This window comes from Pseudomonas sp. BP01 (genome assembly GCF_022760795.1).
In the GTDB taxonomy this organism is placed as follows: domain Bacteria; phylum Pseudomonadota; class Gammaproteobacteria; order Pseudomonadales; family Pseudomonadaceae; genus Aquipseudomonas; species Aquipseudomonas putida_Q.
Genome location: NZ_JAFBKA010000019.1, coordinates 122,282 through 133,654, shown reverse-complemented (window position 1 = coordinate 133,654; position 11,373 = coordinate 122,282). Strand labels below are relative to the sequence as shown.

Here is an 11,373-nt window from a genome sequence, read left to right as displayed (position 1 = left end):
TGCTTGATTCGATTTGTTAAAGAGCGTTTGGTTAAGAGCTTTTCGTCTCAACCGAGGCGCGCATTCTACGCTTTCCTCAGAGCCTGTCAAGCGTTTATTTTGAAGTTTTTTGCGAGAAACTCGTTTAGCTTCAAACACTTAACTCGCTTCGATCTCTCGTAGCGGGAGGTGAATCATACAGCGTTTATAAGCGCTGTCAACCACCATTTCAACCGCTTGCGATCAGTTGATCGTAGCCCTTTCAGCATCACCTTAACTACTTAACTCATTGAATCTCAAGGAGTTTGTCGTTCCGATGTCGCTGGAAGTGGGGCGCATTATAAGGGGATTCGGAAGGGCGTCAACACTTAATTTCAGTTATTTGAAATATTCCAGGCGAAGACCATATCAAGGCCATCAGGTGGCCGCCACAACACATTCAGCGCCTGTGAGATCGAGCGCCGCGCGGGCGGCGCTCGATCTCACAGGCGCTGAAAGACCCAAGGCGAACACTGCCGAAATGCCCAAGGCGAACACCCCCAAAAACAAAGCGGGGAGGCCTTTCGGCCTCCCCGCTTCTATTATAGCTACACCTACAAGCGCTCACTCAGCCTTGAGGGTAACCCGTGCAAATGACTTTTTGCCCGCCTGGCACACATGGGTGGCACCCAGCGCAAACACGAAGTCACGATCCACTACCGCACCATCGACTTTAACAGCGCCGCCACTCAGCAGGTCCCGCGCCTGAGCCGAGTTCTTTACCAGGCCAGCCCGGTTCAGCACGGCAGCAATCGGCAAGTCTTCCGCTGCTGCCACTTCGACTTCCGGCAGGTCTTCCGGCAACTCGCCTTCTTTCATGCGGTTACCTGCACCACGGTGAGCGTTGGCCGCAGCCTCCTCACCATGGAAGCGCGCAACGATCTCTTCGGCCAGCTTGATCTTGATGTCGCGCGGATTGGCACCCTTGGCGACATCAGCACGGAACTGCTCGATCTCTTCCATCGAACGGAAGCTCAACAGCTCGAAGTAACGCCACATCAAGGTATCCGGGATAGAGACCAGCTTGCTGTACATCACCCCCGGCGCTTCCTGGATACCTACATAGTTGCCCAGCGACTTGGACATCTTCTTCACGCCATCGAGCCCTTCGAGCAACGGCATGGTCACGATGTTCTGCGCTTCCTGGCCATAGGCGCGCTGCAGCTCACGCCCCATCAGCAGGTTGAACTTCTGATCGGTACCACCCAGCTCGACGTCCGCCTTCAGCGCCACCGAGTCATAGCCCTGCACCAGCGGGTAGAGGAACTCGTGAATGGCGATCGGCTGGTTGGTGGTGTAGCGCTTGTCGAAGTCGTCGCGTTCAAGCATGCGCGCCACGGTGTACTGCGACGCCAGGCGAATGAAGTCAGCCGGGGTCAGCTTGTCCATCCAGGTGGAGTTGAACGCAACCTCGGTCTTGGCCGGGTCGAGAATCTTGAACACCTGCTGCTTATAGGTCTCGGCGTTGTCCAGCACCTGCTCACGGGTCAGCGGCGGGCGCGTGGCGCTCTTGCCGCTGGGGTCACCGATCATGCCGGTGAAGTCACCGATCAGGAAGATGACCTGGTGGCCCAGCTCCTGGAACTGACGCAGCTTGTTGATCAGCACCGTGTGGCCAAGGTGCAGGTCAGGCGCGGTCGGGTCGAAGCCGGCCTTGATGCGCAGAGGCTGGCCGCGCTTGAGCTTCTCCACCAGTTCCGACTCGACCAGTACTTCTTCCGCGCCGCGCTTTATAAGCGCCAGCTGCTCTTCAACCGACTTCATAGACAAACCCGCAAGGCTCAGATTCAGGGGGAGCCAACCATACAAGATCGGCCGCCAAATACAAGTTTCGCAAAGGAATGTGACCCGGGCACGGGCTTGCGGCGTCTACGCGCCCTTGCGTGAAAATGGATTTGGTTATATTTTATACAGTTATTTCATCTTCATCATGTCATTCATCTTTTCCATTTCACTTTTTTCAAAGTCACCTTACCCATGACCAACCAACCGCCTAAAGCGCCCCCGCTTTATCCGAAAAGCCATCTGTTGGCGGCCAGCGGCATTGCCGCCCTGCTGAGTCTGGCTTTGCTGGTATTCCCCTCCAGCGAAGTGGAAGCCAAGAAAACCACCCTCAACCTCGAGCTGGAGAGCCCTGCCGAGCAGCTGAAAGACGAATCCCGCGCTGCGCCCCTGGTGCACGCCGAAGGTGAGCAAGGCTCGCCATTCGCCCAGATCGAAGAAGCCGCCCCCAAGACCCAGGCGGCCGAGCAACCCGCCCCTGCCGCCGAACCCGTCGCCGAAGCCGCCAAGGAGCCTGGCCACCGCGAGGTCACCGTGGCCCGTGGCGACACCCTGTCGACCCTGTTCGCAAAGGTCGGCCTGCCGAGCAATGCCGTGCACGATCTGCTGGCCAGCAACAAGCAGGCCAAGCAGTTCAGCCAGCTCAAGCACGGCCAGGTACTGCAGTTCGAGCTCGACAAAGACGGCCAACTGGCCAGCCTGCACAGCAAGGTCAGCAACCTCGAAACCATTCGCCTGACCAAGTCCGCCAAGGGCTACACCTTCAACCGTGAAATCAGCAAGCCCGTGGTGCGCACTGCCTACGCCCATGGCGTGATCAAGAGCTCGCTGTCGGCTTCGGCCCAGCGCGCCGGCCTGTCCCACAGCATGACCATGGACATGGCCCGGGTGCTGGGTTACGACATCGACTTCGCTCAGGATATTCGCCCGGGCGACGAGTTCGATGTGGTCTACGAGCAAAAGGTGATGGACGGCAAGGTCGTCGGCACCGGCAACATTCTGTCCGCCCGCTTCACCAACCGCGGCAAGACCTATACTGCCGTGCGCTACACCAACAAGCAGGGCAACACCACCTACTACACCGCCGACGGCAACAGCCTGCGCAAGGCCTTCATCCGTACCCCGGTGGACTTTGCCCGTATCAGCTCGCGGTTTTCCGCTGGCCGCAAACACCCGATCCTGAACAAGATCCGCGCCCACAAAGGCGTCGACTACGCCGCCCCGCGCGGCACGCCAATCAAGGCTGCCGGTGACGGCCGCATCGAGCTGGCTGGGCGCCGTGGCGGTTACGGCAACACCGTGATCATCCAGCACGGCAACCGCTACAAGACGCTGTACGGCCACATGCAGGGCTTTGCCAAAGGCATCAAGACTGGCAGCTCGGTGAAACAAGGCCAGATCATCGGCTACATCGGCACCACCGGCCTGTCCACCGGGCCGCACCTGCATTACGAGTTCCAGGTCAACGGTGTGCACGTGGACCCGCTGAGCCAGAAAGTGCCTATGGCCGACCCGATCACCAAGGCCGAACGCCAGCGCTTCCTGCAGCAGAGCCAGCCGCTGATTGCCCGTATGGATCAGGAAAAGGCCACCCTGCTCGCAGCGAACAAGCGCTAAGGCCATGGCGCTCTACCTGGGGGTGATGTCCGGCACCAGCCTCGATGGCCTGGACATTGCCTTGATCGAACAAGGCGAGCAGCTTGAGCTGCTCGCCACCCATTACCTGCCCATGCCCGGCGATCTGCGTCAGGACCTGCTCGCACTGTGCAGCAGCGGCCCTGACGAGATCGCGCGCGCGGCGCTGGCAGAAAACCGCTGGGCCAGCCTGGCAGCCGAAGGTATCCGAGAACTGCTGGCCCGTCAGGGGCTGCAGGCCGATGCCATCCGCGCCATCGGCAGCCACGGCCAGACCATCCGCCACGAACCCGCACGCGGTTTTACCGTGCAGATCGGCAACCCGGCGCTGCTCGCCGAGCTTACCGGCATCAGCGTGGTTGCCGACTTCCGCCGCCGCGATGTGGCTGCCGGAGGCCAAGGTGCACCGCTGGTACCGGCCTTTCACGAAACCCTGTTCGGTCACCTGGGCCAGTGCCTGGCAATCCTGAATGTGGGCGGCTTCAGCAACCTCAGCCTGATCGAGCAGGACAAACCGGTCCACGGCTTCGACTGCGGCCCGGGTAATGTGCTGCTGGATGCCTGGATAGAGCGTAAGCGCGGCCAGGCCTACGATGCAGATGGTGCCTGGGCAGCCTCGGGCGTGGTGCAGGCAGGCTTGCTCAGTGCATTGCTGGCCGACCCGTTCTTTGCTGGCAGCGGCCCGAAGAGTACCGGCCGCGAGGTATTCAACTTGCCTTGGCTGGATGCCCACCTGGCGGGCCTGCCCGCTTACCAGGACGAGGACGTACAGGCGACATTGCTGGAGCTTACCGCGCGCAGCATCATCGATTCGCTGAGCACTGCCCAGCAGGGCACCGAAGCGTTGCTGGTGTGCGGCGGTGGCGCACGTAATGGCGCCCTCATGGCCCGCCTCGGCCAACTGCTGCCCAAGGCACGTGTCGCCAGTACCGGCGCCCATGGCGTAGACCCTGATTGGGTCGAGGCCATGGCCTTTGCCTGGCTGGCTCATTGCTGCCTCGAAGGCATCAGCGCCAACCGCCCAAGCGTGACGGCGGCCAAGGGTCTGCGGGTGCTGGGCGCAATCTACCCGGCATAACTGCTACACCAGAAAGCCAAACGCCGCGCAATTGCGCGGCGTTTTCGTACGGCCAGTTCTCAAATCGAGAACGAGGACCCGCAACCGCACGTAGTGGCAGCGTTCGGGTTCTTGATCACAAAGCGCGAACCCTCCAGGCCTTCCTGGTAGTCCACCTCAGCACCAGCCAGATACTGGAAGCTCATCGGGTCGACCACCAGCGCCACGCCTTCGCGCTCGACGATGGTGTCGTCTTCGGCCACATCCTCATCGAAAGTGAAGCCGTACTGGAAGCCCGAGCAGCCACCACCGGTCACGAACACCCGCAGTTTCAGACGTTCATTGCCTTCCTCATTGACCAGGTTCTTCACTTTCTGGGCTGCCCCATGGGTGAATTCCAGACCGGTAGGGGTGAAGGTTTCGACGCTCATGTTGACTCTCCCGGCGCAGTTGCCGCCTTAAAACTCGATGACGCGCATTATCCGCTTTCCCGAGAAAATTGGTCAAGAATTGTGCGGCTTTAGTCGCGACTGACAAAAAGGCCCGCGCAAGGCGGGCCTTTTCGATCGCTGCTCGCTTACGGCAGCAAGCCCGCGTGGGAAAGGCCCATACGCTCGTCCAGGCCGAACAGGATGTTCAGGTTCTGTACCGCCTGGCCGGAGGCGCCCTTGACCAGGTTGTCGATTACCGACAGCACCACCACCAGGTCACCGCCCTGCGGGCGATGAACGGCAATGCGGCAGACGTTGGCGCCACGCACGCTGCGGGTTTCCGGGTGGCTGCCAGCGGGCATCACATCGACGAACGGTTCGTCGGCGTAGCGTTTCTCGAACAGCGCCTGCAAGTCGACCGAGGTATCGACAACATTCGCGTACAGGGTGGCGTGGATGCCACGGATCATTGGCGTCAGGTGCGGCACGAAGGTCAAGCCAATGTCCTTGCCAGCGGCCAGGCGCAGGCCCTGGCTGATTTCCGGCAGGTGACGATGGCCCTTGACCGCATAGGCCTTCATGCTTTCGCCGGCCTCGCAGAACAACGAGCCCACTGCCGCGCCACGACCAGCGCCGCTGACCCCCGACTTGCAGTCGGCAATCAGGCGCGAGGGGTCGGCAAGGCCCGCTTCCAGCAGCGGCAGGAAGCCCAGCTGGGTGGCAGTGGGGTAGCAACCCGGCACAGCGATCAGGCGCGCCTGGCGAATCTTCTCGCGGTTGACTTCAGGCAAGCCATACACCGCGTCCTTGAGCAGCTCCGGCGCACCGTGCGGCTGGCCATACCACTTGCCCCACTCGGTGGCATCCTGCAGGCGGAAGTCAGCCGAAAGGTCGATCACCTTGGTGCCAGCCGCCAGCAGTTCGCCGGCCAGGGCATGAGCAACACCGTGCGGGGTGGCGAAGAACACCACATCGCAGGCAGCCAGCGCCTTGCTGTCCGGCACGCTGAACGCCAGCCCGTCATAGTGGCCGCGCAGGTTCGGGTACATGTCCGCCACCGCCACGCCCGCCTCGGAGCGCGAAGTGATGACCGCCACTTCGGCCTGTGGATGCTGTGCCAGCAGACGCAACAGTTCGACGCCGGTGTAACCCGTGCCGCCGACGATACCGACCTTGATCATAACGCTTGCCCCTTATCAACGAGCCGTCTGGAAAGCGCACGATAATAGGGGCGCGAAGCGCCTGTAACAACTCTTCGGGTGACCCTTCGGGCGCTTGACCACTACTATCTGACGACCGTGAATACCTGAAGGAACTCCCTCCATGCTTTACCTATGGATCAAAGCGCTGCATATCGTCAGCGTGGTCTGCTGGTTCGCCGGCCTGTTCTACCTGCCCCGGCTGTTCGTCTACCACGCCCAGAGCGAGGACAGCATCAGCAAGGATCGCTTCGTCACCATGGAGCGCAAGCTGTACCGCGGCATCATGAACCCGGCGATGATCGCCACCTACGTGTTCGGCGCGTGGATGCTCTACCTAACCCCCGGCTGGCTCAGCCAGGGCTGGCTGCATGCCAAGCTGACCCTGGTCATCCTGCTGACCGGCTACCATCACATGTGCGGTGCCCAGCGCAAACGCTTCGCCGGCGGCAACAACACCCGCAGCCACGTCTACTATCGGTGGTTCAACGAAGTGCCCGTGCTGTTCCTGCTGGGCATCGTCATTCTGGTGGTGGTCAAACCGTTCTGACATAGCCACCCGTTCAAGGAGCCTTGCCATGTCGCTACCTGCCTCGCTCGAACAACGCCTGCGCCTGCCTGTGGTCGCAGCGCCGATGTTCCTCATCTCCAACCCCACACTGGTGCTGGCGTGCTGCGCCAGCGGCGTGGTCGGCAGTTTCCCGGCCCTTAACCAGCGCGACAGCGCCGGCTTCAAGGCCTGGCTGGAGGAGATCGAGGCGGGCTTTGCGCAATTGCAGACGCCAGCCCCCTATGCAGTCAACCTGATCGTTCACCCGACCAACCCACGCCTGCAGGCCGACCTGGCGTTGTGCGTGGAACATCGCGTGCCGATCGTCATCACCAGCCTGGGGGCGGTCAAGGAAGTGGTCGATGCCGTGCATGGCTACGGCGGCCTGGTGTTCCACGATGTCACCACCCGCCGCCATGCCGAGAAAGCTGCCGAAGCGGGTGTCGACGGGCTGATCGCCGTCGCTGCCGGCGCAGGCGGCCATGCAGGCACCTGGAGCCCGTTCGCCCTGGCCGCAGAGATTCGCCAGTTCTTCGACAAGGCCCTGTTGCTGGCCGGCTGCCTAAACCACGGCCACGAAATCCTCGCCGCACAAATGCTCGGCGCCGACCTGGCCTACATGGGCACGCGCTTCATCGCCACGGCAGAAAGCCAGGCCCAGGATGCCTACAAGCAGATGTTGCTCGATGCCCACGCCGCCGACATCATTCACACCCCGGCAGTGTCCGGCATCCCTGCAAGCTTCCTGCGTTCGAGCCTGGAGCAGGCTGGCTACGACATGAACGCCCTCAAAGGCGGCCACGAGCAAGGCAAGCTCAAACCTATCGACGACGAAGCCAAAGCCTGGAAGACCGTATGGTCGGCAGGCCAGGGTGTCGGCGAAATCCATGACCTTCCCAGCGCCAGTGCGTTGATCGAACGGCTCCACAGCGAGTACCGGGAAGCCCTGGAACGCTGCCAGATTCTGCGCGCCCGCACCTTGTAGCAAAACGCAACACCTTGCCCGGCCAAGCTGTACACTAGGCGCCCTCTTCCGCCCCCAGGAGCCTTGCATGACCCGTTACGCCATGATCACTGGTGCTTCCAGCGGCCTGGGCCTGGCCCTGGCGGAAGCGCTGGCACGGCGCGGGCGCAACCTGATCCTGGTGGCACGTCAGCGGGAAACGCTGGAACCCGTGGCCATCGAGCTGACCCAGCGCTTTGGTGTCGAGGTGCTGTTCCGCGCCTGCGACCTCAGCCAGCCGCTGCGCCTGTCTGGCTTCGTACTGGAACTGGAAGAAGGCGAACGGCGTATCGACCTGCTGGTCAACTGCGCCGGCTTGCGCACCTACGGGCCGTTTCTGGCCCATGAGTGGGCCGACGAACAGGACCTGCTGGAAGTCAACGTTCTGGCCCTGAGCCGCCTGTGCCACGCCATCGGCAACCTGATGGCCGTGCAGGGTGGCGGGCAGATCCTCAACGTCGCTGGCCTGGCCGGGGTGGCACCCGGCCCGTGGATGGCGGCCTATGCCGCCAGCAAGGCGTACGTGCTGAGCTTTTCCCAGGCGCTGCGCGAAGAGCTCAAGCGTGCCGGCATCAAGGTCTCGGTGCTGTGCCCCGGGCCAATACGCTCCCCGCGCCGGCGCATTGCCCGGCTCGACGGCAAACCCCGCTGCCTAAGCCCCGAGGAAGTCGCGTTGTACACAGTACGTGCGCTGGACAAGAACCGCGCACTGATCATGCCCGGCCGGCGCAACCGCTGGCTGGCATTCGCCCCGCGCCTGCTGCCGCGCTGGCTGGTGTGCAAACTGGCCGGCGCCATCCACCGCCGCTATTGCCCGGCCGGCATGGAATAGCCACTGGGCGAGCGGCGCTCGGCTGAGTACACTCGGCCCGACCCTCACCATGGAGCAAGTGCTGTGGACGATCTATTCCTCAAAATCATCAACCGGGAAATCCCGGCGGATATCATCTACGAAGACGACCAGATCCTGGCCTTCAAGGACATTGCACCCGCGGCACCGGTACATTTTCTGGTCATCCCGAAAAAGCACATCCGCACGCTCAATGACCTGACCGAAGAAGACAAGGCCCTGGCTGGCCACATCCTGTTCACCGCCCAGCGCCTGGCTGTCGAGCAAGGCTGCGAGGAAGGGTTCCGCGTGGTCATGAACTGCAACCCGAAAGGCGGCCAGACCGTCTACCACATCCATATGCACGTGCTTGGCCAGCGCCAGATGAACTGGCCACCGGGCTGATCCACGGCAAGCGACCCCGCCGCTATTGCGGTAAACTGTCGGGCACATTCTTGCGGAGGTGCCCGATGGCTACCGAACGTCACTACTCGCCGCTCGACCGCTTGTTGCTGCAGGCCGATACCGCCATGCGCACCTTGCTGCCCTTCAGCGGCCAACCCGCCCGGCCATCGCCGGCCATTGTCCAGCCGGACGTCGACCTGGACGAGCAGCAGAGCCGCCACATCGCCGGGCTGATGCGTATCAACCACACCGGCGAAGTGTGTGCCCAGGCGCTGTACCAAGGCCAGGCACTGACCGCCAAGCTGCCCGAAGTGCGCAAAGCCATGGAGCATGCCGCCGAGGAAGAAGTGGACCACCTGGCTTGGTGCGAACAGCGCATTCGCCAGCTGAACAGCCACCCAAGCGTACTCAACCCCCTGTTCTACGGCATGTCGTTCGGCATTGGCGCACTCGCCGGGCTGGTCAGCGACAAAGTCAGCCTGGGTTTCGTCGCCGCCACCGAGCACCAGGTGTGCAAGCACCTCGACGAGCACCTGGAGCAGATCCCGCACGACGACGAAAAGTCCCGGGCCATTCTCGAGCAGATGCGCATCGACGAAGAGCAGCACGCCGAGTCCGCCCTGGAAGCCGGTGGTTATCGCTTCCCGGCCCCTGTCCGCTTTGGCATGAGCTTGCTGGCCAAGGTCATGACCAAGAGCACCTACCGCATCTGAAGGCATCGCCATGACGGACCGTTTCGACGCCAAGGACCTGGCGCGCGCCGTGCAAGCCGGCATTCTCCAGCCGGGCCAGGACCAGGCCCTGCTGGTATTCCTGCGCCAGCAACCGGCACACCGGGGCAGCTTCCAGCTGGCCCATGTCGCTTTCTATTTTGGCGCCATGCTGATCATGGCGGCCATGGGCTGGTTGCTCACCGAAGCCTGGATGAGCATCGGTGACAGCGCGCTGTTGATCATCGCCAGCCTCTACATCCTGCTGATCACCTTGTTCGCCCTCAACCTGCAGCGCCGCGACCAGCCCGTGGCTGCCGGGGTGCTGGCGGCCGTCGCGGTCAGCATCGTGCCACTGGCAGTGTTCGCCATCGAACGCCTGGCCGGCTGGTGGCCACTGGATGACGCGCAAGCCAACTACCACCAGTACTACACCTACGTGCAGGGTGGCTGGCTGGCGATGGAAGCGGCCACCGTGCTTGCCGGTTTGCTGATGCTGCGGCTGATCCCCTACCCGTTCGTCGTCATGCCGATAGCCGCGGCCCTGTGGTTCATGTCGATGGACCTGAGCGAATGGTTGTTCGGCTCGCCGTTCAGCTGGGAGCAGCGCCGCGAAGTTTCGCTGTGGTTCGGGTTGGGTTTGCTGGTGGTGTTCCTGGTGATAGACGGCCGCACGCGCGAGGACTACGCCCGGTGGGGCTACCTGGCCGGGCTGGCGGCGTTCTGGGGCGGGTTGACACTGGTGGACAGCGGCAGTGAATTGGGCAAGGCAATGTACTGCCTGATCAACATTGCGCTGATGGGCATGGCGGTGCTGCTGCGCCGGCCGGTGTTCATGGTGTTTGGTGCGCTGGGGGTGGCGGCTTACCTGGGGTACCTGTCGTACGAGGTGTTTGCCGAGTCGCTGCTGTTCCCGGTGGTGGTGACCTTGATCGGGCTGGCGGTTATCTGGCTGGGGCTGGTTTACCAGAAGCGGCGGGAGCGGTTGAGCCAAGTAATGCGAGGATGGGTGCCAGGGTGGGTGCAAGCTGCACTGCCCGCGCTTCGAAGCTGATATTGCCGGGGCCGCTTTGCGGCCCATCGCCGGCAAGCCAGCTCCCACACGTACTGCGCTGGCCTTGAATCGGGCGATATACCTGTAGGAGCTGGCTTGCCGGCGATGGGCTGCGAAGCAGCCCCAAAAACGTTGCGTTAACCGAGCTCTACGATTTCATACCCGTGGGTGATCTCAACCCCCGCACGTTCGAGCATGATCGAAGCCGAGCAGTACTTCTCTGCCGACAGCTCCACCGCCCGCTTTACCTGCGCTTCTTTCAGCCCACGCCCTTTCACCACGAAGTTCATGTGAATCTTGGTGAATACCTTCGGGTCTTCGCTGGCGCGCTCGGCTTCCAGAAACGCCTCGCAGCTTTCCACCGCCTGGCGCGATTTCTTCAGAATGCTCACCACATCAAAGCTGCTGCAGCCACCCAGGCCCAACAGCAACATTTCCATAGGGCGCACACCCAGGTTGCGGCCGCCGGCCTCGGGCGGGCCGTCCATCACGACGACATGGCCACTCCCCGATTCGCCGAGGAACATGGCCTCACCGGCCCACTGGATACGTGCCTTCATCTACCCGGACTCCTGATATTCGGAAAAGGCTGTCAGCTTAGACCTTGTGCGGCTGTGGGAAAAGCACGAGACGTGTCGGTTTAGTACCGAAACATCCGGTGACGTCTGATAAGCTGGCGCCAAATGAATGGCGCTCGCCG

At 62.3% G+C, this 11,373-nt stretch carries 12 protein-coding genes; 8 read left to right on the top strand and 4 right to left on the bottom strand.

Annotated features, from left to right (window positions below; all coding sequences use genetic code 11):
• Nucleotides 1-582: 582 nt before the first annotated feature.
• On the bottom strand, nucleotides 583-1,782 hold the full coding sequence (gene tyrS, locus JOY50_RS18310) for a tyrosine--tRNA ligase (protein WP_016497737.1): 1,200 nt from the start codon (nucleotides 1,780-1,782) through the stop codon (nucleotides 583-585).
• Nucleotides 1,783-1,995: 213 nt separating this feature from the next.
• On the opposite strand from tyrS, the gene JOY50_RS18305 reads away from it, so the two are divergent.
• Together JOY50_RS18305 and JOY50_RS18300 are read left to right on the top strand one after the other, a co-directional pair.
• Nucleotides 1,996-3,417: a peptidoglycan DD-metalloendopeptidase family protein gene (locus JOY50_RS18305; RefSeq protein WP_019472955.1), complete on the top strand. Its 1,422-nt coding sequence runs from the start codon at nucleotides 1,996-1,998 to the stop codon at nucleotides 3,415-3,417.
• Nucleotides 3,418-3,421: 4 nt separating this feature from the next.
• Nucleotides 3,422-4,513, top strand: coding sequence for an anhydro-N-acetylmuramic acid kinase (locus JOY50_RS18300; RefSeq protein WP_132843103.1), 1,092 nt, complete (start codon nucleotides 3,422-3,424; stop codon nucleotides 4,511-4,513).
• 59 nt (nucleotides 4,514-4,572) lie between these two features.
• Here JOY50_RS18300 and erpA read toward each other — a convergent pair whose 3' ends face one another.
• Both erpA and argC read right to left on the bottom strand, forming a co-directional pair.
• Complete coding sequence (gene erpA / locus JOY50_RS18295; protein ID WP_132843101.1) at nucleotides 4,573-4,923, bottom strand: iron-sulfur cluster insertion protein ErpA; 351 nt, start codon at nucleotides 4,921-4,923, stop codon at nucleotides 4,573-4,575.
• Nucleotides 4,924-5,069: 146 nt separating this feature from the next.
• Nucleotides 5,070-6,104: an N-acetyl-gamma-glutamyl-phosphate reductase gene (gene argC, locus JOY50_RS18290; RefSeq protein ID WP_019472953.1), complete on the bottom strand. Its 1,035-nt coding sequence runs from the start codon at nucleotides 6,102-6,104 to the stop codon at nucleotides 5,070-5,072.
• A gap of 142 nt (nucleotides 6,105-6,246) precedes the next feature.
• Between argC and hemJ the strand changes: the two genes are divergently transcribed.
• From hemJ to JOY50_RS18260, 6 genes are all read left to right on the top strand, one after another.
• Nucleotides 6,247-6,672 (top strand): protoporphyrinogen oxidase HemJ, encoded by a 426-nt coding sequence (gene hemJ, locus JOY50_RS18285; protein WP_132843098.1) that lies wholly within the window; start codon nucleotides 6,247-6,249, stop codon nucleotides 6,670-6,672.
• Nucleotides 6,673-6,700: 28 nt separating this feature from the next.
• Nucleotides 6,701-7,657, top strand: coding sequence for a nitronate monooxygenase family protein (locus tag JOY50_RS18280; RefSeq protein ID WP_243055603.1), 957 nt, complete (start codon nucleotides 6,701-6,703; stop codon nucleotides 7,655-7,657).
• A 67-nt stretch (nucleotides 7,658-7,724) separates the two neighbouring features.
• Nucleotides 7,725-8,507: an SDR family oxidoreductase gene (locus JOY50_RS18275; protein WP_132843094.1), complete on the top strand. Its 783-nt coding sequence runs from the start codon at nucleotides 7,725-7,727 to the stop codon at nucleotides 8,505-8,507.
• 63 nt (nucleotides 8,508-8,570) lie between these two features.
• Nucleotides 8,571-8,909 (top strand): histidine triad nucleotide-binding protein, encoded by a 339-nt coding sequence (locus JOY50_RS18270; RefSeq protein WP_003255518.1) that lies wholly within the window; start codon nucleotides 8,571-8,573, stop codon nucleotides 8,907-8,909.
• A 65-nt stretch (nucleotides 8,910-8,974) separates the two neighbouring features.
• The gene (gene coq7, locus JOY50_RS18265; protein WP_132843092.1) at nucleotides 8,975-9,622 is read left to right on the top strand and encodes a 2-polyprenyl-3-methyl-6-methoxy-1,4-benzoquinone monooxygenase; all 648 of its coding nucleotides are present in this window, start codon (nucleotides 8,975-8,977) and stop codon (nucleotides 9,620-9,622) included.
• 10 nt (nucleotides 9,623-9,632) lie between these two features.
• Complete coding sequence (locus JOY50_RS18260) at nucleotides 9,633-10,673, top strand: DUF2157 domain-containing protein (RefSeq protein ID WP_132843090.1); 1,041 nt, start codon at nucleotides 9,633-9,635, stop codon at nucleotides 10,671-10,673.
• A gap of 137 nt (nucleotides 10,674-10,810) precedes the next feature.
• Here the strand turns inward: JOY50_RS18260 and JOY50_RS18255 are convergent, their stop codons facing one another.
• Complete coding sequence (locus tag JOY50_RS18255; RefSeq protein WP_004376171.1) at nucleotides 10,811-11,233, bottom strand: OsmC family protein; 423 nt, start codon at nucleotides 11,231-11,233, stop codon at nucleotides 10,811-10,813.
• Between the last annotated feature and the right edge of the window lie 140 nt (nucleotides 11,234-11,373).

What these genes read in the sequence shown, in the direction of transcription:
- tyrS (WP_016497737.1), bottom strand. Translation starts at nt 1,782, where the DNA reads ATGAAGTCGGTTGAAGAGCAGCTGGCGCTTATAAAGCGCGGCGCGGAA.
- JOY50_RS18305 (WP_019472955.1), top strand. Translation starts at nt 1,996, where the DNA reads ATGACCAACCAACCGCCTAAAGCGCCCCCGCTTTATCCGAAAAGCCAT.
- JOY50_RS18300 (WP_132843103.1), top strand. Translation starts at nt 3,422, where the DNA reads ATGGCGCTCTACCTGGGGGTGATGTCCGGCACCAGCCTCGATGGCCTG.
- erpA (WP_132843101.1), bottom strand. Translation starts at nt 4,923, where the DNA reads ATGAGCGTCGAAACCTTCACCCCTACCGGTCTGGAATTCACCCATGGG.
- argC (WP_019472953.1), bottom strand. Translation starts at nt 6,104, where the DNA reads ATGATCAAGGTCGGTATCGTCGGCGGCACGGGTTACACCGGCGTCGAA.
- hemJ (WP_132843098.1), top strand. Translation starts at nt 6,247, where the DNA reads ATGCTTTACCTATGGATCAAAGCGCTGCATATCGTCAGCGTGGTCTGC.
- JOY50_RS18280 (WP_243055603.1), top strand. Translation starts at nt 6,701, where the DNA reads ATGTCGCTACCTGCCTCGCTCGAACAACGCCTGCGCCTGCCTGTGGTC.
- JOY50_RS18275 (WP_132843094.1), top strand. Translation starts at nt 7,725, where the DNA reads ATGACCCGTTACGCCATGATCACTGGTGCTTCCAGCGGCCTGGGCCTG.
- coq7 (WP_132843092.1), top strand. Translation starts at nt 8,975, where the DNA reads ATGGCTACCGAACGTCACTACTCGCCGCTCGACCGCTTGTTGCTGCAG.
- JOY50_RS18260 (WP_132843090.1), top strand. Translation starts at nt 9,633, where the DNA reads ATGACGGACCGTTTCGACGCCAAGGACCTGGCGCGCGCCGTGCAAGCC.
- JOY50_RS18255 (WP_004376171.1), bottom strand. Translation starts at nt 11,233, where the DNA reads ATGAAGGCACGTATCCAGTGGGCCGGTGAGGCCATGTTCCTCGGCGAA.